General features: G+C 32.0%; 26 protein-coding genes, 1 tRNA gene and 1 pseudogene. 15 read left to right on the forward strand and 13 right to left on the reverse strand.

The window, feature by feature from the left end; genetic code table 11:
• Positions 1 to 57: 57 nt before the first annotated feature.
• Complete coding sequence (gene rnz / locus EV02_RS01270; RefSeq protein ID WP_011863462.1) at positions 58 to 996, reverse strand: ribonuclease Z; 939 nt, start codon at positions 994 to 996, stop codon at positions 58 to 60.
• A gap of 88 nt (positions 997 to 1,084) precedes the next feature.
• Between rnz and EV02_RS01265 the strand changes: the two genes are divergently transcribed.
• The gene (locus EV02_RS01265) at positions 1,085 to 2,260 is read left to right on the forward strand and encodes a SpoIID/LytB domain-containing protein (RefSeq protein WP_052043492.1); all 1,176 of its coding nucleotides are present in this window, start codon (positions 1,085 to 1,087) and stop codon (positions 2,258 to 2,260) included.
• Between the two features lie 3 nt (positions 2,261 to 2,263).
• Here the strand turns inward: EV02_RS01265 and truB are convergent, their stop codons facing one another.
• Positions 2,264 to 3,181, reverse strand: a complete 918-nt coding sequence (gene truB / locus EV02_RS01260) for a tRNA pseudouridine(55) synthase TruB (protein ID WP_011863460.1) — start codon at positions 3,179 to 3,181, stop codon at positions 2,264 to 2,266.
• Positions 3,182 to 3,323: 142 nt separating this feature from the next.
• Here truB and EV02_RS0108905 point away from each other — a divergent pair.
• Positions 3,324 to 3,998, forward strand: a pseudogene (locus EV02_RS0108905) (class I SAM-dependent methyltransferase).
• Here EV02_RS0108905 and rpmA read toward each other — a convergent pair.
• A complete protein-coding gene (rpmA, locus tag EV02_RS01255) occupies positions 3,991 to 4,251 on the reverse strand; it encodes a 50S ribosomal protein L27 (protein ID WP_011863458.1) in 261 nt (86 codons plus the stop codon). The pseudogene EV02_RS0108905 and the gene rpmA overlap by 8 nt on opposite strands.
• Positions 4,252 to 4,260: 9 nt before the next feature.
• The gene (gene rplU, locus EV02_RS01250) at positions 4,261 to 4,701 is read right to left on the reverse strand and encodes a 50S ribosomal protein L21 (protein ID WP_032520211.1); all 441 of its coding nucleotides are present in this window, start codon (positions 4,699 to 4,701) and stop codon (positions 4,261 to 4,263) included.
• A 143-nt stretch (positions 4,702 to 4,844) separates the two neighbouring features.
• On the opposite strand from rplU, the gene kaiB reads away from it, so the two are divergent.
• Both kaiB and kaiC read left to right on the forward strand, forming a co-directional pair.
• Positions 4,845 to 5,162 carry a circadian clock protein KaiB gene (kaiB, locus tag EV02_RS01245; RefSeq protein ID WP_025913788.1) on the forward strand — a complete coding sequence of 106 codons (318 nt, stop codon included), beginning with the start codon at positions 4,845 to 4,847 and terminating at the stop codon, positions 5,160 to 5,162.
• 71 nt (positions 5,163 to 5,233) lie between these two features.
• Positions 5,234 to 6,763, forward strand: coding sequence for a circadian clock protein KaiC (kaiC, locus tag EV02_RS01240; RefSeq protein WP_032520212.1), 1,530 nt, complete (start codon positions 5,234 to 5,236; stop codon positions 6,761 to 6,763).
• On the opposite strand, the gene EV02_RS01235 is transcribed toward kaiC, so the two are convergent.
• Positions 6,760 to 8,826: a HAMP domain-containing sensor histidine kinase gene (locus EV02_RS01235; RefSeq protein ID WP_032520213.1), complete on the reverse strand. Its 2,067-nt coding sequence runs from the start codon at positions 8,824 to 8,826 to the stop codon at positions 6,760 to 6,762. The two genes, kaiC and EV02_RS01235, sit on opposite strands and share 4 nt — an antisense overlap.
• A 4-nt stretch (positions 8,827 to 8,830) precedes the next feature.
• Entirely contained in the window at positions 8,831 to 10,162 is a 1,332-nt protein-coding gene (purD, locus tag EV02_RS01230) for a phosphoribosylamine--glycine ligase (protein WP_032520214.1), read from the reverse strand.
• Positions 10,163 to 10,294: 132 nt separating this feature from the next.
• Here purD and purC point away from each other — a divergent pair, with 132 nt between their 5' ends.
• Genes purC through msrA form a run of 7 tightly spaced genes read left to right on the forward strand, consistent with a single transcriptional unit; the run spans position 10,295 to position 17,155 of the window.
• Positions 10,295 to 11,032, forward strand: coding sequence for a phosphoribosylaminoimidazolesuccinocarboxamide synthase (purC, locus tag EV02_RS01225; protein WP_032520215.1), 738 nt, complete (start codon positions 10,295 to 10,297; stop codon positions 11,030 to 11,032).
• 36 nt (positions 11,033 to 11,068) lie between these two features.
• A complete protein-coding gene (locus tag EV02_RS01220; RefSeq protein ID WP_032520216.1) occupies positions 11,069 to 13,201 on the forward strand; it encodes a BamA/TamA family outer membrane protein in 2,133 nt (710 codons plus the stop codon).
• Entirely contained in the window at positions 13,202 to 14,038 is an 837-nt protein-coding gene (lpxC, locus tag EV02_RS01215; protein WP_032520217.1) for a UDP-3-O-acyl-N-acetylglucosamine deacetylase, read from the forward strand.
• Between the two features lie 17 nt (positions 14,039 to 14,055).
• Entirely contained in the window at positions 14,056 to 14,514 is a 459-nt protein-coding gene (gene fabZ / locus EV02_RS01210) for a 3-hydroxyacyl-ACP dehydratase FabZ (RefSeq protein ID WP_032520218.1), read from the forward strand.
• Between the two features lie 4 nt (positions 14,515 to 14,518).
• Positions 14,519 to 15,361: an acyl-ACP--UDP-N-acetylglucosamine O-acyltransferase gene (gene lpxA / locus EV02_RS01205; RefSeq protein WP_032520509.1), complete on the forward strand. Its 843-nt coding sequence runs from the start codon at positions 14,519 to 14,521 to the stop codon at positions 15,359 to 15,361.
• Complete coding sequence (lpxB, locus tag EV02_RS01200) at positions 15,358 to 16,536, forward strand: lipid-A-disaccharide synthase (protein ID WP_032520219.1); 1,179 nt, start codon at positions 15,358 to 15,360, stop codon at positions 16,534 to 16,536. The genes lpxA and lpxB overlap by 4 nt, the downstream gene beginning before the upstream one ends.
• Positions 16,537 to 16,552: 16 nt before the next feature.
• Positions 16,553 to 17,155, forward strand: a complete 603-nt coding sequence (msrA, locus tag EV02_RS01195; RefSeq protein ID WP_032520220.1) for a peptide-methionine (S)-S-oxide reductase MsrA — start codon at positions 16,553 to 16,555, stop codon at positions 17,153 to 17,155.
• A gap of 11 nt (positions 17,156 to 17,166) precedes the next feature.
• Here msrA and EV02_RS01190 read toward each other — a convergent pair whose 3' ends face one another.
• On the reverse strand, positions 17,167 to 18,639 hold the full coding sequence (locus EV02_RS01190) for a leucyl aminopeptidase (RefSeq protein ID WP_032520221.1): 1,473 nt from the start codon (positions 18,637 to 18,639) through the stop codon (positions 17,167 to 17,169).
• Between the two features lie 24 nt (positions 18,640 to 18,663).
• Positions 18,664 to 19,275, reverse strand: a complete 612-nt coding sequence (locus EV02_RS01185) for a hypothetical protein (protein ID WP_032520222.1) — start codon at positions 19,273 to 19,275, stop codon at positions 18,664 to 18,666.
• Positions 19,276 to 19,425: 150 nt separating this feature from the next.
• On the opposite strand from EV02_RS01185, the gene EV02_RS01180 reads away from it, so the two are divergent.
• From EV02_RS01180 to pyrF, 3 genes are read left to right on the forward strand one after another with little or no spacing between them, the layout of a single operon-like run.
• Positions 19,426 to 19,749, forward strand: a complete 324-nt coding sequence (locus tag EV02_RS01180; protein WP_002807348.1) for a DUF1825 family protein — start codon at positions 19,426 to 19,428, stop codon at positions 19,747 to 19,749.
• Positions 19,750 to 19,768: 19 nt separating this feature from the next.
• Entirely contained in the window at positions 19,769 to 21,007 is a 1,239-nt protein-coding gene (gene tyrS / locus EV02_RS01175) for a tyrosine--tRNA ligase (protein ID WP_032520223.1), read from the forward strand.
• Between the two features lie 6 nt (positions 21,008 to 21,013).
• Positions 21,014 to 21,742 (forward strand): orotidine-5'-phosphate decarboxylase, encoded by a 729-nt coding sequence (gene pyrF, locus EV02_RS01170; protein ID WP_032520224.1) that lies wholly within the window; start codon positions 21,014 to 21,016, stop codon positions 21,740 to 21,742.
• Here the strand turns inward: pyrF and plsY are convergent.
• From plsY to EV02_RS01145, 5 genes are read right to left on the reverse strand one after another with little or no spacing between them, the layout of a single operon-like run.
• Positions 21,729 to 22,319, reverse strand: a complete 591-nt coding sequence (gene plsY, locus EV02_RS01165) for a glycerol-3-phosphate 1-O-acyltransferase PlsY (RefSeq protein WP_032520225.1) — start codon at positions 22,317 to 22,319, stop codon at positions 21,729 to 21,731. The genes pyrF and plsY overlap by 14 nt on opposite strands.
• Positions 22,320 to 22,324: 5 nt before the next feature.
• Positions 22,325 to 23,335 (reverse strand): DUF3086 domain-containing protein, encoded by a 1,011-nt coding sequence (locus EV02_RS01160; RefSeq protein ID WP_032520226.1) that lies wholly within the window; start codon positions 23,333 to 23,335, stop codon positions 22,325 to 22,327.
• Positions 23,336 to 23,370: 35 nt separating this feature from the next.
• The gene (locus EV02_RS01155; RefSeq protein WP_032520510.1) at positions 23,371 to 23,775 is read right to left on the reverse strand and encodes a DUF3119 family protein; all 405 of its coding nucleotides are present in this window, start codon (positions 23,773 to 23,775) and stop codon (positions 23,371 to 23,373) included.
• 4 nt (positions 23,776 to 23,779) lie between these two features.
• A complete protein-coding gene (locus EV02_RS01150) occupies positions 23,780 to 24,535 on the reverse strand; it encodes an MlaE family ABC transporter permease (protein ID WP_032520227.1) in 756 nt (251 codons plus the stop codon).
• Positions 24,536 to 24,544: 9 nt separating this feature from the next.
• On the reverse strand, positions 24,545 to 25,891 hold the full coding sequence (locus EV02_RS01145; protein WP_032520511.1) for an MFS transporter: 1,347 nt from the start codon (positions 25,889 to 25,891) through the stop codon (positions 24,545 to 24,547).
• Between the two features lie 112 nt (positions 25,892 to 26,003).
• Between EV02_RS01145 and EV02_RS01140 the strand changes: the two genes are divergently transcribed.
• Positions 26,004 to 26,074: transfer RNA gene (locus EV02_RS01140), tRNA-Gly, on the forward strand.

Here is a 26,074-nt window from a genome sequence, read left to right on the forward strand (position 1 = left end):
GACTATTATTTCATGGGTTGGTCATTTACAACGCTCCTGCTAACGAACTGTTGCAGTTTATTTTATTTCTGCCGTTAGAAAATCTTTGGCAAGGTAAGTATTTGGAAAAACTTTTTGAGCCTCTTTAAGCAAATCGCTTGGAGTAATTGCGTTTTTATTAGTATATCTTGGACTTAAATGAGTAATAATTAATTTTTTTGTGTTAGATAATAATGCTGTTTTGGCAGCCATGATTGTTGTGGAATGTAATTTTTCGTATGCCATACTTTCATCCTCCACTGAAAAAGTCGATTCATGTACGAGTAAATCGGCATTTTTTGATAGTGAAACAGCTGATTCGCTAAACACTGTATCTGTGCAATAAACAAAACTTTCACCTTTTCTAGGAGGTCCACAGAATTCTTTCCCATCGAATGTCCTACCATCCGCTAATACGACTTTTTTACCTTGTTGAAGTTCTGAATAAATTGGTCCAGGTGCTATTTTTAGAGACTCTGCTTTTTTGATATCAAATATACCTGGTTTATCTTTTTCACTCACCCTATAACCATAAGCAGGTATTTTATGTTTAAGGCAGGCACAATTTACTTTTATTTTGTTGTTTTCAAATAGGATTTTATTTTCTGATGCAAAATTTTCAACTTCCACAAAATTTAATGGAAAAGACAATTTGCAAAAACTACTTTTAAGTGATGAATTTATAAAACTTCGCAACCCTGAAGGACCGTAAATTTGAATACCCTCACTATTTCCTGATAAACCTAAGGTAGCTAAAAGTCCAGGCAAACCATAAATATGATCGCCATGCATATGAGTAATAAATATTTTCTTGATTTGCGAAGATTTAATATTGCTTTTCATTATTTGATGTTGCGTTCCTTCTCCGCAATCAAAAAGCCAAACTTCTGATGACTGTGATAATTTAAGTGCTAGGGAAGAAACATTTCTCGTTAAGGATGGGACACCTGAGCTTGTTCCTAAGAAGGTGATATTCACTTATTTATGATATTTTTATTGTTATATCTGGATTAAATTTAGACTTTTAGTCAAACTTAGGCAAATTAAGCATTTGTTTTTAAACAAAGTGATACTTAAATTTAAAAATAACTATAGAAAATGTTGCCTGATAAGTATTTTATTTATTTGTATTTTTCAGAGTGAAAGTGTTTTTGCATCCAGAGAACCAATCATTAGAGTTTTGATATCAAAAAATAACAATTTAAGGATCAGATCAGATAGATCAATTCCTTTAACAATAGAGGGTAAATTTTTTTCACGCAAAAGAATAAAAGGTCTAACTTTGAAAAATGAGAAAAATAAAAAAATTTTATATTTTGATAGAAATAAACAAAAAAAATATGACTTAAAAAGTAATCAAAAATTTCAAGTGAGTTCTTCCGATGGAAGAGGTATTTGGGTAGGTCAGAAGAGATTTGCTGGTAAGCTTAATCTCTTTGTACTTGATTCTGAAATATTGGTAGTAAATGTTTTAGGAATAGAAAAATACCTTAATAGCGTAGTGGGTTCAGAAATGCCAACAAAATGGCCTATTGAAGCATTAAAGGCACAAGCAATTGCCTCGAGAACTTATGCTTTAAAGCAAAAGGGAAATAATTTATTTGATATAGATTCAACTCAGAAAAATCAAGTCTATAATGGCTTGGAATCAAGAACTTATAAAACTATCAGAGCCGTTAAAAGTACAAGATCTTTGGTTTTAACTTATAAAAATAAATTAATTAATGCTTTGTTTCATAGCAGCTCAGGTGGAATGACAGAAAATAGTCAAGATGTATGGAAAAATAAATATCCATATTTATCAAGTGTGAAAGATTTTGATAAAAATAATCCAAAATTTAGATGGCAAAAAAAAATTTCGAGTAATGAATTAATAAATTTATTTCCAAAGATTGGAAGTTTAAAAAATATAGAGATTCTAGATATTACTAGTACAGGGAGGGTAAAAAATATAAAACTTATTGGGGCTTATGGTTCTGATCAAATATCTGGGGTAGATTTTAGAAAAAGAGTAGGCCTGAAAAGTAATTTTATCAGATTTAAATTTTTTGAGGAAGAATTAAACAACAATACTCCTCAAAAGAGAGGGTTGATAGTTTTTGGACAAGGATCAGGTCATGGAGTCGGAATGAGTCAGTGGGGGGCTAAATATCTGGCGTCTAGAGGCCAAAAAGCTGAAAGAATATTAAAGCATTTTTATAAGGGTGTGCAGGTTAAACCTTTTAGAAAAGATTACCTATAGAAGTTATTTAGCATTAAGGACTAATTTTGGATTTATATTAGATTGCTCTTCATTTAAGAAACCTATCCCAAGTAGTATTTGTTTTTTATCTATTACTTTTATGGGTTTTTTGTAGTCAAAAGATTTATTTTCCTGAAAGTAATTAATATCAACTCTAATTGCTCTTCCTGTTTGCCAAAAATTGATTTGTTCTTCGGTACTTAAGACAAATGATGAAATGTGATTAAGAGCAGAAATTGTTGGAATAATGAAATTTTTCGAGTTTTTTTTATCTTTTTCGATATCAGATATTTTTATCGAGTTTTGTTCATCAAAGCCACAAGCTGAAATTCTTTTTAGCTGTAGAAGGCAACCCTCGGAATTAAGAATTTCTCCTAAATCTCTTGCAATTGCTCTTATGTATGTGCCAGCTGAACATTTAACTTTTATTTCTAATATTCCGTTTATTTGGTCCCATTTCATTAAAGTAAGTTCGTCTATTTTTACTTCTCTTGGTGCTAATTCAAAAACTTCATTCCTGAAAGATTTTTTATAAGCCCTCTCACCATTGATGTGCACACTAGATACTTTCGGCGGAATTTGTTTAATAATTCCCCTAAATCTATTTAAGTATTGATCTAATTTTTCATCACTGATTTTAGGCCAACTTTTTTGATTAATTATTTCTCCGTGAATATCATCAGTGTTAGTTCTTATCCCTAATTTAATTTGTCCTATGTAAGTTTTACCCTGAGGTAGATATTGAATAAATCTTGTTGCACTGCCTATCGCGATTGGTAATATTCCTATAACTTCTGGGTCAAGAGTTCCTGTGTGACCGACCTTTTTTGTATTTAGTAACTTCCTTATTTGTTTAACACAATCATGTGAAGTACATCCTTTATCTTTATTAATTACTAAGAATCCATCTTTAGTTTCCATTTTTAATATTAAGAATACTTTGAGAAAGATTTATAACCATCCTATGATTTTGATATTGGAAATTTAGAGAAAGAAATTGAAAAACAATAATTTTATTTTAAAAGAGTTTTTAGACAATGCTTTTAATTTGAAATCACATTTAATGGAATACTTATCTATTAGAGAATGTGATTTAGATGGATTCCTTGCAAATGCAAAGATGAATTTGGCAAATTCACATCCTGGAGATGCTTTGAATGATGTTTCGGATTTTTATACTGAAATAGTTGGAGATCGGCATGTAGCTGATTTAGCTGCTTGGCATCTCACGAGTAGAGAATACATCGCTGATACTTTAAAACTTCAGCAGAGATTTTCTAGAGATTTGGTTTTAGATTTTGGAGGAGGAATTGGAACGCATGCCTTAGCTAACGCTATGTCTTCAAAAGTTGAGCATGTTTTTTTTGTAGATATTAATGAGACAAATAGAAACTTTGTTGAATACAGGGCGAAGAAATTAGGAGTCGAAAAAAAACTTACTTTTTGCAAGACAATTCAAGATACACAAATATCTAAATTTGATACGATAATTTGCCTTGATGTTTTGGAACATCTTGCTGATCCAGCTTCATAAATTGAGATTTTCAATGAGTTTATGGATCCTAATTCTATTGCTTTATTTAATTGGTATTTTTTCAAAGGAGAAAAAAATGAATATCCGTTTCATATCGACGACATTCAAATTGTTGAAAAATTTTTTGAGACTCTTCAATCAAATTTTTTAGAAGTTTTTCATCCTATTCTTATAACTACAAGAGCTTATAAGAAAATTAGATAACTATATTAACTCTTTTTCTATTTCTTAAATTTCTTTTAATGCTTTCGAAACTTACGGTTCCTTCTTTGAGTGCAAAAAGGGTGTCATCTTTACCTTTTCCGACATTAATACCAGGCAAAAAGGATGTACCTCTTTGGCGAATTAAAATTGATCCAGCAGTTACTTTTTCTCCGCCATAAGCTTTCACACCTAATCTTTTGGAATTTGAATCTCTTCCGTTTCTAGTAGAACCTGTTCCTTTTTTATGTGCCATTAGAATTGTTTAATTTGTAGATTTTTCGGATTTTGGTTTAGTTTCCTTTTTGACAGTTTCCTTTTTAGAAGAAGACTTAGGAGCGCTTTTACCTATTGTAATAGATTTTACCATAACTCTTGTAAGTTCTTGTCTGTGTCCCATCTTCCTTCTTGTCTTTTTTTTCGGACGCATCTTGTAAACAAGAATCTTCTTATCTCTTTTATGAGAGACCACTTCTAATTCAATTTTGGCGTCTTTAACGTAAGGTTTACCAACACTTATTGAGTCTTTATCCTTCAAAAGTAAAACTTTTTCAAGTGTTATCTTGTCTTTCTCTTTTGCATTTAACCTGTCTATGTCATAGTATCTATCAACTTCGAACCAAAATTGTTGACCTGAAGTTTCTGCTATTGCATACAATTCATTATTCTCAGAAGAATTGTTTGAGGAGTTTTTAGAATTTGTCATATCTTAAAGACACTACTAGGCTCAAATTAATAATTTGATTAAGCCCAATAAGCAATCATAATTATTTGTTTATTTTCTTATTTTGTAGTGTAATTAGTCAAGGGTTGTTTTAAATCCTTTATATCAATTCAGGAACTATAACGATGGCAGCAAGGAAAACATATATTTTAAAACTGTATGTTGCTGGCAATACTCCTAATTCAATGAGAGCTTTAAATACTTTAAGAGAAATTTTAGATAATGAATTCAAAGGAGTTTATGCTTTGAAGGTTATCGATGTACTTAAGCAACCACAACTTGCAGAAGAAGATAAAATTTTAGCAACTCCAACTTTAGCTAAAATTTTACCGCCACCAGTTAGAAAAATAATAGGTGATCTTTCAGATAGAGAGAAAGTTTTAATTGGTTTAGATCTACTTTTTGATGAATTAACTGAAACTGAATATAGTGGAGATAAATAATATATATAAAACTTTTAAAATTAAAAATAAATTCAAAATTTATTTTATTTTTGTTTAACTAGTACAAAACTATGAATGATAAGAAAATTGGCAAATCAAATAAAATGCAAGTACAAAAATTACCAACTGGAATAGAGGGTTTTGATGATGTTTGTAGGGGTGGATTGCCTGTATCTCGAAGTACTCTCGTTAGTGGTACCTCAGGAACTGGTAAAACTGTTTTTTCTCTTCAATATTTACACCATGGAATTTGTAATTTTGATGAGCCTGGAATCTTTGTAACATTTGAGGAATCACCCTTAGATATTATTAGAAATGCCGCAAGTTTTGGTTGGGATTTACAAGAATTAATTGATCAAAATAAACTTTTTATTTTGGACGCATCTCCTGATCCTGATGGTCAAGATGTGGCTGGTAACTTTGACTTGTCTGGTCTTATTGAGAGAATTAGTTATGCAATTAGAAAATATAAAGCTAAAAGAGTTGCAATAGATTCAATAACTGCTGTCTTTCAACAGTATGATGCTATTTACGTAGTTAGAAGGGAAATATTTAGATTGATAGCAAGATTAAAAGAAATAGGTGTGACAACAGTTATGACTACAGAAAGGGTTGATGATTACGGACCAATTGCTAGATATGGTGTAGAAGAATTTGTATCTGATAATGTTGTCTTATTAAGAAATGTTCTTGAGTCAGAGAAGAGAAGAAGAACTTTAGAAGTTCTGAAGTTAAGAGGTACTATACATATGAAAGGTGAATATCCATTCACTATGGGAATGGATGGAATAAGTGTGTTTGCCTTAGGAGCAATGAGATTAACTCAGCGATCTTCAAATATTAGGATTAGCTCTGGAGTTAAAGATCTTGATGATATGTGTGGTGGAGGATATTTTCAAGATTCCATTATTCTCGCCACTGGAGCAACTGGTACTGGTAAAACAATGCTTGTATCGAAATTTGTTGAGGATGCTTATAACAATAATGAAAGAGCAATACTTTTTGCATATGAAGAATCTAGGGCTCAATTGCTTAGAAATGCTACTAGCTGGGGTATTGATTTTGAAAAAATGGAAAGTGATGGATTATTAAAAATTATTTGTGCATATCCTGAATCAACTGGTTTAGAGGATCACTTACAGATTATAAAAACGCAAATTAATCAATTTAAACCAAAAAGAATGGCAATTGATTCTCTCTCTGCACTAGCTAGAGGTGTAAGTTTGAATGCATTTAGACAGTTTGTAATTGCTGTTACCGGTTATACAAAACAAGAAGAAATAGCAGGCTTTTTTACTAATACTGCAGAGGAATTTATGGGAAGTCATTCAATAACTGATTCTCATATCTCAACAATTACAGACACCATATTGTTGCTTCAATATGTAGAAATAAAAGGTGAGATGGCACGAGCTTTAAATGTTTTTAAAATGCGGGGATCATGGCATGATAAACGAATAAGAGAATTTATCATTACAAATAGTGGTCCAGAAATAAGGGATTCTTTTTCTAATTTTGAACAAATATTTAGTGGTGCGCCTCACAGAGTTGTGCCTGATCAAAATGTTCAAAATGTTTTTAAAGGATTAGATAATAATTAGATAATTTCTTTAATTTCAGAACCTGAAAAAGAATCGGAATTATTTATAGCTTTTGTCAGTAGTTCATCTTTATCAGATTGAGCTAAGGCTAAATCAAACCAGAAAGTTGTTCCTACTCCTAATTCACTAGCCATGCGAATTTCCCCACCGTGTTTTTCTATTATTCCCCGAACTATAGATAAACCTAAACCGGTACCTTGCTCAGTATGAACAGAATTTTCTACTCTATAAAAACGATCAAATATCTTTTCTTGATCAGCCTGCGATATTCCTGAGCCAGTATCAGCAATCTCAATTCTTACTTTTGGAAGTGGCGAAACCAATTCACATTGAGGGGCTGCATCATTAGTAATACTTGGGGGGAAAGCTGGACAGGAATCTGGCCAAGTATAAGCTCTTATAATAAGGGAGCTGTTTTTTGGACTAAATTTCAATCCATTACCCAGTAAATTATCAAGAACCTGTAAAAGTAAATCAAAATTTCCAAGAATTGGAGGAATAGTCTCCTCTATATCATGAGCTAATGAAACATTTTTTTCTGTAGCATTAAGTCTATAATTTCTAAGAGTTTGTTCTATTGCTGGTTTAATGTCCATTTGCTCCAGTTGAACAATTTTCCCAGACTCCAATCTTGATAAATCTAATACATCATTTACAAGTCTTGTTAACCTATCAGTCTCTGAATTTGCAATACCTAAAAATTCTATTTGTTCTTCATCAGAAAGCTGATCTTTTAAATCGTGTAAGGTTTCTACATAACTTTTGATATTAAAAAGTGGTGTCCTTAATTCGTGCGAAACATTACTAATAAATCTATTTTGTGCTGCGTTCAGTTCTACTTCTCTAGTTAAGTCTTGGATTGTTACAGCAATTCCTTTTAATTCAACTTTATTTGTATCTAAAACTGATTGCAAGACAATTCTTAAGGTTCTTGCTGGTTCTCCTAAACTAAATCTTAAATCGTCCTTCTCCTTTTCTCTGTTTAAAATAGATTCTATATTCGTATGTAAGTCGTTAGATAAAATTTCTGGTATTTCATTTAAAAAATACTTACCCTCTAAGAATCTTCCTTCCCAACGAAATAGTCTCTTAGCTGTTGGATTAGTTAGTACTATCTTGCCTTGTGAGTCCAATAATATAGCACCATCAGCCATTGTAGCTATAAGGGATTGTTGTTTGATTTGTGCAGCTTTTAATTCTTCTATATTAGCCTCGTCATAATTTTCTAACTGAGTGGCCATTCGGTTAAATCCATTTAAGAGCTCTCCTAGATCACCCGTCATAGGCAAAGAAATTCTCGATTTAAAATTTCCTTTTGAAATTTCTCTAACACCTCTTACTAATTCTCTGACAGGTCTTGTAATAGTTAGTGCATTAAATACTGCTCCAAGTATTACTAAAACCCAAATAGAGATAAAAACTGCAATGGTTACCTCTCTAGTTAAGGCAGCACTGGCTAGTGCTTTTTTATTGGGGGTGACTCCCAAAGCTAAAGTTCCAAGATATTTGCCTTTCCACAACATTGGGACAAAAACATCTGTTACTTGACCTTGAGGTGTCGCATGCTGCCTAACTAATGGGAATTGTGGTCTTTTTTTTAATTCTGAAGGTAGTTTTAGTCTTCGCGTGAGCTGAAACTGACTATCTGAGCTTGAAGGTGTCGCACTGATCGGTATCCCAAGTTGCACAACATCATCAGCATCAGTAAAGAATATATAACGGAGGTTTCGACTTGATCTCCAAAACTTTTCAGCGACATTTGAAATTTCTTTTTTCTGGTTATTAGCGACTAATTCTGTAACATTCCCAGATAACAATAAGCCAAGATCTCGAGCATATCTAGTATCATTCATTCCTGCATCTCTTTGGATACTATTTAATGCAAAAAAAGTTATTCCTGTCATTAGGAGGCTTACGACAAGAGTGGCTATAGCTAACAACTTTGTTCTTAAACTGAATCCACCCCACCAAGCTATGAGTCCATTAATCCAATAGTTACTATTTATACCTTCGTTTTCAGTGATGTTATATTTTCTATTTTCTCGATTATTGCTATCTAACATTAGCTTAATTCTCCTTAGAAAATTTTTTTCTGACTTGATAACCTATGTCATTTCTGAAGTAAATCCCTTCAAAATGAATTTTTTTTAAATTCTTATATGCTTTTTCAAAAACCATATCGAAATCATTATCTTGGCAGACAATGCTTAAGACTCTTCCTCCATTAGTTAATAATTTTCCATCTTCACTTAAAGAAGTACCTGAGTCAAAAATTTGGCAATCATTTGTGTCAATGTTATCTATATTTATTTGAAAGCCAGTTTTATATTCGTATGGGTAACCTTTAGAGGTAGCTATTACACAACCACTAACTTTATCAAAAGTATTAATTATTTCATCACCAGTTAAGTTTCCCATTGAGCATTTTTCTAAAAGAAATACAAAATTTTGATCCATCAAGGGCATTATTGTTTGGCATTCTGGATCACCAAATCTGCAATTATATTCTATAACTTTGGGCCCAGATTCTGTGATCATTAATCCAAAGTAAATTACGCCTCTATAGTCAATATTTCTTCTATTTAGTTCATTTATTGTGGGTTCAATTATCTCTTTGATAATTCTATTAAGGTAATCTTCTGTTAATAATGGGGCAGGAGAATAAGCCCCCATACCTCCTGTATTCGGTCCTTTATCTTTCTCATTAAGTCGTTTGTGATCTTGGGCGGTGGGAAGTAATGTGTATCTCTTTCCATCGCATAAAGCAAAAACTGAAACTTCTGGTCCTTGAATTCTTTCTTCTAGAACAACTACATTCCCAGAGTTTCCAAATCTACCATTAAAAATTGACTCTGCTGCTTTAAAGCATTCATCTTTTGAATTAGGAATAAAAACACCTTTACCTGAAGCTAGACCATCAGCTTTTACTACCAGTGGAATTGATGCTGAATTGATGATTTTTTTTGCTTCTTCAACAGAATTGACTTTCCAAAAGTTTGCAGTTGGAATATTTGCGTCTTGCATAAATTCCTTTGCCCAAGATTTACTAAATTCTAATTTTGCTCCATCTTTATTAGGACCAAATACTTTAAAATCTTTTTGGCGAAGAAAATCAGCTAATCCATTTGCTAGAGGTATTTCTGGTCCAATTACAACTAAATCTATCTTAAGATAATCAAGCTTTTCTAAAAGTTCATTTTTATTATTTACATCAATTTTTATTCTTTCACATTTATTTATTCTTTCTGAACCAGCGTTACCAGGTATTAAATAAACTTTTTTAACTAATTCATTTTTTTGAATAGCCCAGGCTAAAGAGTTTTCTCTTCCGCCATTTCCAATAATTAAGATATTTTCTAATCTAATTAAACTCCTAGAACTTGGTGAATGAATTCCCATATATTTGTTTTAAAGGTTATGAGGTTTCGATGAATAATCAGTTAAAATGAAATAAAATCATTTGAAGTTGATCTCTAATAATTATGTTAATTACAAAAAGCACTTTAGTAATCATAATGAGGTTTTAAATTAATGAATAATAAATATGAGTTGATATATGAAGGCAAAGCGAAAAAAGTATTTACTCATGATGATGCAAATAAAGTAAAAATTGAATTTAAAGATGATGCTACAGCGTTTAATGCGTTGAAAAAAGAAAAGTTTGAAGGTAAAGGCAAACTCAATTGCTTAATAAGTGCAAGAATTTTTGAGATTCTCATTAAGAAAAATATTCCAACTCACTTTATTGAGCTTGAAAATGAAAACACAATGATTGCAAAAAAAATGCAAGTAATCCCATTAGAAATTGTTCTAAGAAATACTGCTTATGGTTCTTTGTGCAAACAAACCACTATTAAACCTAAAACTTTGTTACCAAAACCATTAATTGATATCTATCTAAAAAATGATGAACTTAATGATCCCCTTATTACAAAAGATAGAATTGAATTAATGAATATAATTAGCTCTCATGATTTAGAGTTAATAATAAATTTAACCCTAAAAATTAATGTTATCTTGAAAAGTTTTTTTGAAAATATTCAACTTCAACTCGTGGATTTTAAATTGGAATTTGGTTATGATTTTAGGAATAATATTATTCTTGGGGATGAAATAAGTCCTGATAATTGTAGATTGTGGGATCTAAATCAAAAAAATGATATAATCGTAAGTCTTGATAAGGATATATTTAGAAATGATTTAGGTGGTCTAATTGAAGCTTATAGTGAAATCCACCGAAGAATAAACGATTTTCTTAAACCTAATTGAACAAATAATGAATTATTTATCTTAATCACAAGTACTATGCAAAAACATTTTTTAAAGTTTGGAAAGGTTTTCGTAAATGTTGCCTGTTCTCCCTTGATTTTGATATCAAATAATTCAGATCTGGCTGCTAAATATTTGCCAAATGACGTTGATCAATCCAAAAGAACCTTAGAAATACAAAATACTAATAATTTTTTATTTCAAGGGATTGAAATTAAAAAGGAGAAAAAATTTCTTCTTGCAGAAAATAATAATGATATTAGTGAAGAAAGTGTTCTTATCTCAGAAATAATTATTGAAGGTTGGGAAAATCATCCTGAGGGTAGAAAACTTGAATTGGCTGCATATGATTCCATGAGCATAAAGCCTGGAAGTATTGTTGATAATCGAATTTTAAATCAAGACCTTAATGCAATATATGCTAGTGGTTGGTTCTCAGGAGTTAAAATAAGCCCTCAAGATGGGCCACTAGGTGTGAGGCTAATAGTAAAAGTAGTGCCTAATCCAATCTTGAAGAAAGTTGAACTTAAACCAAAAAACTCTTTTATTTCTAATGAAAACATAGATGATATTTTTAAAAATTATTATGGGACAACTCTTAACCTAAAGGAATTTCAAAATAAGATAGAAATAATAAAAGATCGTTATAAAAAAGCCGGATATTCTCTAGCTAGAATTAGTCCCCCAGATAGAATCTCTGAGAACGGAGTAGTAAGATTAAAAGTTTCTGAGGGGATTATATCTGACGTAAAAATAAGATTCCCAAATTCTGATGGTGAATTTATTATTGATGGAAAACCTAGAAAAGGGAAAACAAAAGACTGGGTTATAAAGAGAGAATTAAAAACACAACCTGGTACCATTTTTAATAGAAAAATTTTAGAAGCTGATATCGGTAGACTCTATGCCACCTCATTATTTGATGATGTAAAGGTTTCTCTTGGCCCGGATAATTTAAATCCTGGTCAAGTCATAATTTTTTTAGACTTGAGTGAGCAAAGAACAGGATCGTTAACAGGTGGACTTGGTTATAGCAATGGTTCAGGGATCTTCGCATCAATTGGTTTGCAGGAAACAAATGCACTAGGAAGAGCATGGTCTACAAAATTAAATTTAAATTTCGGAGAATATTCAACTACTTATAATTTTTCTTTATCTGATCCATGGATTAAAGGAGATAATCATAAAACATCTTTTAGAACAAATATTTTTTTAAGTAGAGACTATCCACAAGAATTTAAAAGCGAAAATAATGGGCGCATATATGCAGTAGATGATACTAGTACTTCAACTTCTGATACTTTCTCATCAATAGTTTTAGAAAAAACAGGAGGTGGATTTTCCTTCTCAAGGCCATTAAATGGTGGAGATCCATTTAAGATCAGTAAATGGAGAGTTCTTGCAGGAATGAATTTTAAGAAAGTAAAGATGATTGATGGTGATGGAAACATAAAACCTTACGGTGATAAGACTCCAACAACTGGAAATATAAATGATATTATCTGTATTGGATTTACTCCAAATGATGGTTCATGCCCTGAAGAAAATACATTAGTGAGTATTATCGCGAGTACTTCTAGAAATAATTTGAACAGTTCCATTAACCCAACTGCAGGAAATAAATTTACCTTTGGTACTGAACAGTTTTTTTCAATAGGAAAAAATTCTCCAACTTTTAATAGAATGAGAGCATCATATTCTTATTTTATACCGACAAAACTGATCAATCTAACCAAAGCATGTAAATCTAGTAAAGCTACTAGTGAAGATTGTCCTCAAGCTATTGGTTTTCAATTTAAGGCTGGAACTATTCTTGGGGAACTGCCTCCTTATGAATCATTTTGTATGGGAGGAACATCCTCAGTGAGAGGGTGGGGATCTTGTGATTTAGCTGTAAGTAAAAGTTTTGTTGAAGGTACTGCAGAATATAGATTCCCTGTTTGGAGAATGCTATCAGGAGCTTTATTCGTTGATGCTGGAAGTGATTTAGGATCTCAAAATGATGTTCCAGGAAAACCAGGCAAATTATTACAGAAATCAGGTTCTGGTTTTTCGCTTGGAGGAGGGGTTGGAGTAAAAACGCCAATTGGGCCATTAAGATTAGATATTGCTAGTAAGGACCTAAGTGGAGATTGGAGATATACCCTTGGAGTTGGATGGAAGTTTTAAGTGTTTTCTTGGCCTGCTAATTATGATTTCTGCTTTACCTTGGCTGGTGTTATCTCCAGAGAAGGTATAGGCCTTCATAGTGGAGAAAAAACAAGAGTTAGAATTTCTCCGTATGAAAAAGAAGGATATTATGTCTCTTTCAGGGATAAACCTGGCCAGATTTTTAAGTTAACTCAGGATTTAATTGGTAGTACCATGCTCTGTACGGCAGTTAAATTGGGAGGGCGAAATTTATATACTATTGAGCATCTACTATCATCAATGGCAGGGTGTGGGTTAAGTTATATTCATATTGAGGTTGATGGGAAAGAGATCCCTCTTTTAGATGGATCAGCAATCCAGTGGGTTAAAGATTTTGAAAAAGTAGGGATAAAAAAGGCACCTAGACCAGATAATTTCTTTCAAGAGATTAATAAATCAATAATTCTTAATAAAGAAGACTCAGTAATAGCAGCTATCCCTTCTGAAAAAACTACAATTATATCTACAATAAATTTTGCTTATAAAGCAATTGGAAATCAAACTTTTGTGATTGACTTAAATCCAAAAAGTTTTGTTGAAATGATTGCTCCTGCTAGAACATTTGGTTTTAAAGATCAATTTCAAGAGTTAAGTGAACTTGGATTAATAAAAGGCGGAAGTTTGGAAAATGCCTTAGTTTGTGATGGTGATAAATGGGTTAATCCACCATTAAGATTTGATAATGAACCAATAAGACATAAAATTTTAGACTTAATTGGGGACTTGGCTTTGGTAGGGTTACCTAAGGCACAAATTTTAGTTTATAAAGGATCACATTCTTTAAATGCTTTGTTGGCCTCATCGCTAAAAAATTAACCTTATCTTTAATTGTTTTGGAAAATAAATTATCCAGTGAAAATAATCAACTTTCCTCTGAGCAAATACTAGGTTTGTTACCTCATAGATATCCTTTCGCTCTTGTGGACAAAGTCATAGAGCATATTCCTGGGGAGAAAGCGGTTGCAATAAAAAATGTAACTATAAATGAGCCGCAATTTCAGGGACATTTTCCTGAGAGACCCTTGATGCCTGGGGTTCTTATTGTTGAATCAATGGCTCAAGTTGGTGGAATAATAGTAACGCAAATGCCTGATCTCCCTAAAGGACTTTTCGTCTTTGCTGGAATCAATAATGTTAAATTCAGAAAACCTGTTGTACCAGGAGATCAATTGATAATTTCTTGTGAGTTATTGTCTATTAAAAGACAAAGATTTGGAAAGGTTAAAGGTGAGGCGCATGTTGATGGAAAGTTGGTTTGTGCAGGAGAATTAATGTTTTCATTAGTTGATTAGGGATATGGATCAAATAAATACTGAATTAAACTCAAGCTTTTGCGGAGTCAAAGTTCATCCAAATGCTTTTGTAGATCCAAGTGCCGAATTGCATGATGGGGTAATTGTCTCTCAAGGAGCTATTATCGGTCCTGATGTGACTATCGGGAAAGGAACCGAAATAGGACCGAATGCTGTTATTTCAGGAAGAACTCGAATTGGTATTAATAATAGAGTTTTCCCAAATGTTTTTATAGGTCTTGATCCCCAGGACCTTAAATATAAAGGAGCCCAAACTGAAGTAATTATTGGAGATAATAATACTTTCAGAGAATGTGTAACTATTAATAAGGCAACTGATGAAGGAGAAAAAACAATTATTGGAAATAATAATTTGTTGATGGCTTACACTCATATTGGCCATAATTGTGAACTTGGTAATAGGATAGTTTTATCGAATAGTGTTCAAGTTGCAGGCCATGTAAAGATTGAAGATAAAGCTATTATTGGCGGTTGTTTAGGTATTCACCAGTTTGTACATATTGGATATTTAGCAATGATTGGGGGGATGACTAGAGTAGATAGAGATGTACCTCCTTTTTGTTTGGCCGAAGGGCATCCAGGAAGATTGAGAGGTTTAAATAGAATTGGAATTAAGAGAAGTGGTTTAATTGAAAATAAAGATTTTGACTTAAAGTTACTTCAAGGAAATTGGAATCTACTTTTTAAATCTAATGATGCGATTTCAAATTCATTAGAAAAAGTAATGAAAGGTGAATTAGATATTTCATCTTCAAGATTATGTAGTTTTTTAAAAGAGTCAATATCTAAAGAAAGACGAGGACCAATGCCTGTATTGAATATATGAATAAAAAGATATTTATAAGTACTGGAGAAGTCTCTGGAGATTTGCACGGAAGTTTTTTATCAAAAGCATTATTAGATGAAGCTAAAAAAAAATCTATAGATTTAGAAATTTGCGGATTAGGCGGGGAAAGGATGAAGAAAGAAGGTGTAAAAATTCTTCAAGATACTACTTCAATTAGTGCAATAGGAATTTGGGAGGCTTTACCTCTAATTATTCCAACAATAATAATTCAAAAAAGGTTCTACAAGTTACTAAAAAAATATCCACCTGATTGCTTAATTTTAATTGACTATATGGGGCCCAATATAAAAATTGGTACTAAATTAAAAAGGTCTAACACTAAAATTCCAATTTTTTACTATATTGCTCCTCAAGAGTGGGCTTGGAGGGTTGGCAATAATACTACAACAAATCTAATAAAGTTTTCTGATAAGATTTTTGCAATTTTCAAGAAAGAAGCGGCATTTTACAAAAAGAGGGGCGGAAATGTCTTTTGGGTTGGACATCCAATGATTGATTTAACAAAAAAACTTCCATTAAAGAGGGATGCCAGAAATATTTTAAACCTTCGCCCGGATCAAAATATTATACTTTTAATGCCCGCATCAAGACCTCAAGAATTGAGATATATATTACCTACTTTTATGAGGGCTGCTAAAAAATTACAAAAAAAATATCCAAGTTTGGTTGTCTATATTCCCTCCTGTCGAGATGCTTTTGATGAAATATTCAAAAAATCCTTTAGAAAATATCAAGTTAAAGGACTTGTGATTTCTCAAAAAGATAGTGCAAAATTAAAGCCTTATATTTATTCCCTCACAAAAATTGCTCTTTGTAAATCAGGGACAGTTAATATGGAATTAGCTTTATATGGAATCCCACAGATTGTTGGTTATAGAGTAAGTAGGGTAACTGCTTTTATTGCAAAAAAAATTCTCAATTTCAAAGTAAAATTTATTTCTCCTGTAAATTTGTTAGTTAATAAATTTATAATCCCTGAGTTTGTACAAAAGGAGTTTGATGATAAGAAAATTTTCTATAAATCTTGTAGTATTCTTGAGGGAAAGTCAGAAAATATAAAAATTAAAAAAGGTTATGCTTTCTTAAAAAAAGAATTAGGAGAAAAGGGCGTAATCCAGAGAGCTGCTAAAGAGATAATTAATTCTATTATTTGAACTTTATAATAAAAAAATGAAATATTTATTTCCTCTAATAATTGCTCTTTCAATATTTATTAACCCTCTAAACGCTTTTGCAGAGGAATTGATTCTTGGGGGAGGTTGTTTTTGGTGTTTAGAACATGATTTAGAGTCATTAAAGGGGATAAATTTTGTGCAAAGTGGCTATTCAGGCGGGGATTTACAAAATCCTTCATACGAAAATCATGAAGGACATCAGGAAGTGGTTTTGGTGAACTATGAACCTAAATTGGTAACTTTACCCGAGATACTTAGGCTCTATTTCAGAAATATTGATCCTCTGGATGGCAAGGGTCAATTTTGTGATCGTGGAGATTCTTATAGGCCAGTGATTTTTTTCAAAGATGCAACTGAGGAAAGTGATGCCATAGATGCAATTGTTTCGGCTTCTAATGAATTGCGTGTGCCATTAGAAAAAATATCTGTAGAACTAAAATCTAGAGGTCAATTTTGGTTGGCTGAAGAATATCATCAAGATTTTGCTGAGAGAAATGAATTAAAATATAAGTTTTATAGATTCTCTTGTGGAAGAGATCAGAAGTTGGATAAATTATGGGGCCAAAACGCTAGATCAAAAAATATTTGGAATGAATGATTTAAATATAGTTATTTATTTTTAATCCATTGAACAAGAGTTTTCACTCCAAATCCGGTTGCACCTGATGGGTTAATTCCCTTATTCTTGTCAGTCCAACAAGTCCCAGCAATATCAATATGAGCCCATTTAATCTCTTTATCAAAGAATTCTTCTAAAAACAAAGCAGCAGTTATTGAGCCGCCTGCTCTAGGACCTGTATTTTTCATGTCAGCTATATGAGACTTTAAACCTTCTTTATAAGATTTTTGTAAAGGCATTTGCCATAATTCTTCTCCAGATTGGGCTGATGCAGCTTTTAGGTCATTTGCTAGATCATCATTATTGCTCCAGAATCCAGCTACATCATTCCCTAATGCGATAACAATAGCTCCTGTTAAAGTTGCGAGATCAATTATTGAATCCGGTTTTAAATTTGATGCGTAAGTTAAAGCATCAGCTAATGTGAGTCTACCTTCTGCATCAGTGTTATTTATTTCAATTGTCTTACCATTAGATGCTTTAACTACATCTCCAGGATGTACTGCAGATCCATTTATCATGTTTTCGCAAGATGCCACAATAAAATGAATTTCTAATCCCTTCGGTTTTATTGCTCCAAGTGCTTTTGCTGCACCTAAAACTGCAGCGCTTCCGCCCATATCATATTTCATCATTTCAATTTGAGATGCGCCTACTTTCAGATTGTATCCTCCAGAATCAAAGGTTAAACCCTTCCCAACAAGTGCAATTTTTTCTTTGATAGGCCCCTCTGACTTTAAAGTAAGATGTATAAATTTAGGATCTAGATCAGATCCTTTTGCTACAGCTAAATATGCACCCATTCCTAAATCTTCACAATCTTTTGCTTCTAAAATTTTTACTTCCATGCCATGATCATTAGCTATTTGAGAAGCTTGCATAGACATTTCCTGAGGCGTAAGACTATTTGGAGGGGCGGCTACAAGTCTTCTAGCTAGTTCTACACCTTCACATATTTGTGCTGTCTCTTCAAAGCTAATATTCTCAAATTTTTTTGAATTCAAAAACTCAACTTCTTTAAGAACTTTCTTTTCATCTTTTTTCTTATTGAATCTATTGTCCTTATAGGCAGATAATCTAGCTGACTCTGCTAATTGATTTATTTCTAGTTGTGAATTTATAAATTCCCAAGGGAGCAAGATGCTGATTTTTTCATTTTTATCAACAGTTTTCCTAACTAGATTTCCTATAGTGTTTTCTATATCACCTTTATTAAGGTCTTTTGATTTGCCAAGACCAACTATGATTAAAGTTTCTAATTTTTGATCTAAAAATTCAAAGCTTAAAGTTTTTCCTTTTTCCCCTTTAAACTTTTTTTGAGTAACTTTTTTTAGTAATAATTTTGGGTCAATCACAAATTTTATGTTTTCAAGTTGGCTTGCAATTTCTTCCTCTAAAACTCCAAAAATTAATGAAGCCCCTTGCCAGTTATCTAGATTTGTTTGGAATGTGGAAAATTGCATTTTTTAAATGGATTTAATTAACTTTTAATTGTTTGTGAAAGTAGTTGCCCACCTATCTCGAGTTTCTTTATTAAATGGTGGTAACCATAAATATATCAGTTGCTGTTCTAATTTACGTCTTAATTTTAATTCTTTAGGTACATCTAAGAAGAAACGAATATCTTGGTGACTTGAGAATTTGTTATGAGCTAGAGCTTCTTTATAGTTCATGAGGTAATTTTTACAGTCATGTTCTCCCTTCCATCTTTTATTTGCTGAATTTGTTTCTCCTATATAAAGGATTATTTTAGAACTCTCCATCGAGTCAATTACAAAATACATTGCTGGCCCATTGTGTATATATTGATTGGTTCTCCAAAAGTTCAATGATAATGGTTGCAAGGAAAACGGATCAATTTTTCTTTCATAGGAAATTGTATTTATAGGAAGACTTGTTTGGTGCAGATTTTTATTGTTCGTATCTTTTGAAATTTTGAATTGGTGATTATATATTCTATTTCTCCATTCAGTTAGGATTTCGCCTTTGATTTTTAGATTATTTGAGTGTTGAAAATTTATTGATGTATTTACATTTGAACCAAATAATTCAAATTGTCTATTTTGGTTTGAAATATTATTTACGTTAAATTTTTCCAATATTTAAAAAACATGTTTACTAAATTTAATTCTGAAAAAATATAAATCAAAGAATTATTTATAAACTAAAATTTATTAATCTTCTAATCAATTTAAAAGATTCTTGTTATCTTGTAATTGAGCCTTAATCTGCGAAGTAAAAAAATAGAAATGGGATTCTTTGAGTCAGACATCGTTCAAGAAGAAGCTAAAAAGCTTTTTACAGATTACCAAGAACTTATGAAACTTGGCTCTGATTATGGAAAATTTGACAGAGAAGGGAAAAAAATGTTTATAAAAAAAATGGAATCTCTGATGGATCGTTATAAGGTTTTTATGAAGAGATTTGAATTGTCTGAAGATTTTCAAGCAAAAATGACAGTAGAACAATTAAAGACACAGTTAAGTCAATTTGGGATTACTCCTGATCAAATGTTCGATCAAATGAATAAAACCTTAATAAGAATGAAGGATGAACTTGATAAAACTTCTTAAAGTTAACGGTTAAAGCTTTATGACAGATAATTTAAAATTGCCATCATGGCTGTCAAGAGGAATAGAAGAATATTTTCCAATTAAGGGAACAGATCAAACCTTTTCGGAGATAATTGATCATGCGAAAAAAAATAATAAAAAATTAAGGGTTAAACTCGGCATCGATCCAACTGGAACCGATATTCATCTTGGGCACAGCATATTGTTTAAAAAACTTAGGGCATTCCAAGATAATGGACATATTGCAGTTTTAATTATTGGGGATTTTACTGCTCAAATTGGAGATCCAACCGGAAAAAATAAAACAAGAGTTCAGTTATCGGAAAAACAAGTTAAGGATAATGCAAAAACATACTTAACCCAACTAGGGATGGGAAAGCCAGCCAATGAATCTATTTTAGATTTTGATACAAAAGATAGAATTGAAATTAGATATAACAGTGAATGGTTAAAAGGATTAAATCTTAATTTCATAATTGACTTAATGGGGAGTGCAACAGTTAGTCAAATGCTAGCTAAGGAAGAATTTAATAAAAGGTATAATGCGCAAGTTCCAATTTCTTTGCACGAATTCTTATATCCACTATTACAAGGTTACGATTCGGTTGTTGTTCAATCAGATATTGAGCTTGGAGGCACAGATCAGAAATTTAATATTGCAATAGGAAGAGACCTTCAAAAGCATTTTAAACAAGTCCCTCAATTTGGTGTTCTGCTGCCAATTTTGACAGGTTTAGATGGAGTTAAGAAGATGAGTAAATCTGAATTTAACACCGTCGGTTTAACTGAAGATCCTCTTTCAATGTATTCAAAATTAGAAAAAGTACCCGATAATATAATACCCACCTATTTTGAATTACTTACTGAATTAGATTTAAGTTTTCTGGAAAACTCAAATCCTCGTGAATTACAGAGAAGAATGGCTTTAGAAGTTACTTCTTTATTCCATGGGGCCGAAGAAGCATTAAAGGCGCAATCAAACTGCGAAAAATTATTCCTTGGACACAAAGAAAAAGTTGGAGAAATTCCAGAGATTTCTTTAAAAGAAGTAGTTTTTCCAGTAAAGTTTTTCTATTTATTGAGTACTCTAAAACTTTTCAAATCTAGTAGCGAATCTAAAAGATCTATTAAAGGTGGGGGTGTAAAAATTGATAGTCAAAAATTAATAAATCCCGATTTAGTTTTTAATTCAAAAAATGATTTGGAAGGAAAAATTTTGCAAATTGGAAAAAAAATAATTAAGAGGTTTGAAAACTGAAAATTGATGAATAACAGATTTAATTCAGAAGATAAAATAATATTGGCAATTGATGGATTAGATTTAAGTCAAGCAAAATTACTTTTGAGAAAATGTCCTAGTATTAAGTGGGTTAAGGTTGGTTTAGAACTTTTTGTTAGGGAAGGTCCAGGAGTTATTGAAATATTAAAAGGTTTAAATAAAAAAATTTTTTTAGACTTAAAATTTCATGATATTCCAAATACCATGCGTGCAGCATGTTTCCAAGTTTCAACATTAGGGGTTGATATAATTTCTATTCATGCTTCAGCAGGTTTAAAAGCTCTTAAGGATTCGAAAAAAGCATCTTTAGAAGGGGCCACCTCAGTAAGTGTAAAACCTCCATTGGTTTTAGGAATAACTGTTTTAACAAGCTTTTCTCTTAAAGATTTTCAAACTGATCTTGATCGAAATAATTCAATTGAAGAAAATGTATTGAGACTTGCCAAGTTGTCTTTTGATGCTGGATTAGATGGATGTGTTTGTTCCCCTTGGGAGGTAAAAATGTTGAGATCTATTTATAAGGATAATTTTGAACTTATTACACCAGGTATCAGATTAAATATTGACAATAAAGATGATCAAAATAGAATTATGACTCCCTATGAAGCTATAGATAATGGCGCTTCTAAGTTGGTCATTGGTAGATCAATTTCAAAAGCTATAGATCCTGATAAAGCTCTAATAGAAATATTTAAATCTATTAATTCTGATTAATTTTGGATTCTTCTCCCTTAAGCAATCTCGTTATGTTTGTTCTATGTCTCCAGATTACTAATAATGCAACAATTAAACTTATAAAAAAGTAAGAGTGCATAAATTTACCTAGGAAAAAAAACATAAAAATAGGAAGTAAGATTGCAGCTGAAATACTTGATAAAGAAACAAATTTAGTTTTTGTTAGAACTATTAAAAAAATGCCAAGAGATGCGAGTCCAACTTTCCAAGAAAGAGCTAAAAACATACCTAATCCAGTTGCAACAGCTTTCCCTCCTTTACCTCTAAGCCATATTGGCCAAATATGTCCTGAGATAGCGGATATCCCTGCTATAACTTCTATTAATCCTTGATCTGTGTAATATTGAGCAATTTTTACTGCAATAAGGCCTTTCCCAACGTCAATGATAAATACAAAAAGTGCTGGCCATTTCCCAACATTTCTTAAGACATTTGTGGCACCTGTAGATCCAGAACCTATAGTTCTTAGATCTATATTTTTGAGATATTTTCCAATTAAAAAACCTGTCGGAAGTGATCCTAAAAGATAACTTGCAAAAATTATTAAGATATTCATAAAGCTTAGTTTAGTTCAAGATCATTGAAAATTTCATTATCTGAACCAGCAAATGCAACCCATAATGGGAATTGAAGTATTGGAATTTCAACAGAGGTTTCTGCTGCATCAATGATAATAAATGGCAATTCTTCATTCGCTTCTAATCTATCAGCTCTCTCGATGACACCTTCAGGCCTTTCAAAAAGAACAATCCCACTATTAGGTCCAAAGTCATCCCTTGTTAGACCAAGTGAATCTTGAAGAATTCTTCTCCATTCACCTAATCGTTCAGGCTGCGAAGCTAAAATAAGAGTCTGAAATTGATCTCCATATAATTCGCCTAGAATAGATATTAAGCCAGCTGATAACAAGGCATTTTTTTGTCGAGATCCTCTACTTTCAAGAGAACCTCTTCCACCCATGTTAAAGAACCAATCATCCATAATTTCTATATCTGAGGAATCAAGACTCCGTCTTAATTTCCAAGGTTCTGCATAAAAGTCGGGTTGTTCTGTAAAACTTGAAAAGCAACTTTTTATAATCTCTTCATCTGGCTTAAATGTCTCCGAAAGAGCAGGAACATTAACGACATTATTTGTGCTATTGTCTTGCTTTTTCTCATCAAGGGGAGAAGGCTTTACGATTATTGGTTGAGAAACTAATTCAAGTTTCTCTACGTTTTGTGAAAGATTCTGCAAAGCTCCAGTTAAGTACTCTTGAAAGCCTTTAACTCTTTTAGCAATATTATCTGACTGTCCTTTAAAATTAGACTCAATATCTTTTTCTATTTCATTTTTTTTTGTTTCTAACTCTTTTATTTCTTTAACTAAAGAATCTTTTTTTGAAAAGAGATCTCTAAAAATTTCATTAGAAATTTCATCAAAAGATTTAGTTGATTTATCGTTTTTCAGTGTAATTTTTTTATTTTGAGTTGTATTTTTCTTACTAATTTGTTTTGTTTTATCATCTGAAATTGACTTATCTATTTTTAATTCCTTTTCAGGATTATTGTCGGAAATTTCTGTATTGGTCATTTAAATAATTTTGATGATTAGGCAAAGTCTGAATTTTAAGAATTTTTAATTTCCAGGGAGTCAACTTTTTTTATGAGCTCATCTTTTAATTGCTTTGGATTAAATAAAATTGGTAATAAATGAGGACTGGACTTTTCTCTAAAATAAAAAATACCTGGGATAATAGGAAAAAAGAATTTCCATGATATCCAGTTCTTGAATGGAAAAGTTCTAATCTCTTTCCCTAATTGTAAAACGATAAAATCATCATTTGTTATTTTTATTCTTAAGGTGAATGACTGAAGTAATAAAAAAAAGCTAAAAGAAGCAAAAACTATTGTTGGCATAGAACCAATATTCAAAAACAAAAGCATAAAACTTAAAACTATTAGAATGATTGGCAATTGAAATGAAGGAGATATTATTACTGGCTCCTCTTTTTTTGATTTAGTATTAAACATAGGATCATCCAAATAAAATTTGTGTTAGTAATACATCCATTAAAGATACAGTAACGAGAGTCATTACAACTGCACCTGTTGTACTTGTTCCAACTTCTTTTGGACCTCCTTTAGTTGTAAGTCCATATCCACAAGCAATGATTGAAATAATTAATCCGAACACTACAGATTTTATTAACATTGAAGTTAAGTCTGCACTGGTTAAACTCACATTGCCTGATCTTACAGATGTCCAAAAAACTATTGGAGGAACTTTATAAAAAATTGTGCTCCAAATTTGTCCACTCCATAAAGCTACAGATAAAAACAAAAGACACTGTATTGGAGACATTATTACCATCGATAGTAACCTTGGGACTACCAAATATTGGACTGGTTCGGTCCTTAACATGGTTATTGCCTCAATTTGTTCTGTGACTTTCATAGTACCAAGTTGAGCAGCATAGGCAGTTGCAACCTTTCCAGTCATTAAAGTAGCAGTTAGAAGAGGAGCCATTTCTCTTGCCATGCCTACTGCTAATAAACCTCCAATTTCACTTGAAACCCCCATACTCGTAAGTTGTGATGCAACTTGAATATTAAAAACTGTACCTGCGGCAATTCCCGTAATTAATACAATTAATAAACTGCCAGGACCTGACTCCATAAGTTGCTCAAAGAGATCATTTTTGGAAATTTTACCCTTAAAGATAAAATTAATTGCTTGCCCGCCAATGACTAGGCTGCTTAGAAGTCTTTTGAAAAAATCAAGATAGTACATATCTTTATATTAGTTTGTAATTAATTTTCGATCCCATTTTCTCATTATTAAAAGACCAATGATTACCAATATTGAGGGTATAAAACCAATACATAATCTAATAGTTAATTGTGCTGAGTAGCATTGTTCAATAATATTTAGGCCATCTTTATCAACAAAGCATGATTGATAACCTGATAAATACAATAAAAATCCTAATAATTGAACACTAAACGCGATACCAATCTTCTGAATAAGTACCATCCAAGCAGTATATAATCCTGCTGGTTTCTCTGGGTCTTCGTCTATTGCATCAGGAAGTAGTGACCAAGGGATAAGAAAAGCGGTTGAAGCTCCAATGCCAATAAGACAGATTATGAAAATTAAAAGAATGAACAAAAATATGTTGCTGGCATTTAGGAATAAACTATCTTCAGCTCCTGAAATTTTTGATAATGAGGGTAAAAATAAAGATGCTGTACATGAAATAATCCACATAATCGCTCCATAGTTTAACGCTGAAATCCTGTTCAATTTATTTGATACCCTGGTCCATATTTGTAAACCCACTAAAGCGCTAATTTGGAAAGGTATCGGGATCCACTTCGCAATATATGTTGGTACGTTCAGTACATCCTCGACATAAATTAACGCTACTGTTTGCATTAATTGTAAGGCGCACCAGAGAAGAATATAGAGCGTAATAACTTTTAGAAATTTTTTATTTCTGAAGATCCTTTTGAATTGAAGTGTTATAGCTTCAACTTTTCCTGAAGGCCTTCTTGCTTTTTTTGCGAATGGAGCTAATCCCCAACAAGAAATTAATGTTGCAGCAACTGCAATACATCCGCTTATTTTACCCATTAAAAAATATTCATTATTTGCTGATCCTTCGGAACCTAATACTACTCCAGCAATTATTAAACCAGTTAGTCCTGCGATTATTGAGCCAGTAAATCTAGATGCGTTTAGTCTTGTTCTTATTGCTGTTTTTTCAGAAATTTCAGTAGAAAGAGCTGCGAAAGGAAGATTAATACTTGTGTAAGCAGTCATTACGATTATAGAAATTATGGCATAGTAAATAGTCTTGGTTAGTACTGAACCAGTGGGTGTCCACCATATCGCAGCCAAAGAGAAACCAAGGGGAACAGATGCTGCTACCATCCAAGGGATTCTAGGCCCCCATCTTGATTTAGTACGATCACTTAACCATCCAATTAACGGATCATTTACTGCATCCCATATCTTTATTAACATTAATAATGATCCTGCAATTATTACTGGTAAACCTGCAGAAATAAAGAATTTGAAAAGAAAAAAACCAAATTGTGTCGCGACTAAACCTGTGCCTGCATCTCCTAGCCCATAAGAGAACATTAATCTTGTTGTTGATCTATAAATATTTTTTTTCGAGTGTGAATTTTCCAATCTTTTTACTTTGTTTATTGTTTGATAATGTATTATTGCAATGGTAATTCTATTACTTAATGCGGGCGTGGTTTAGTGGTAAAACCTCAGCCTTCCAAGCTGAAGATGCGGGTTCGATTCCCGCCGCCCGCT

Origin of the sequence: Prochlorococcus marinus str. SB, from assembly GCF_000760115.1 — a bacterium.
Lineage (GTDB): Bacteria > Cyanobacteriota > Cyanobacteriia > PCC-6307 > Cyanobiaceae > Prochlorococcus_A > Prochlorococcus_A marinus_D.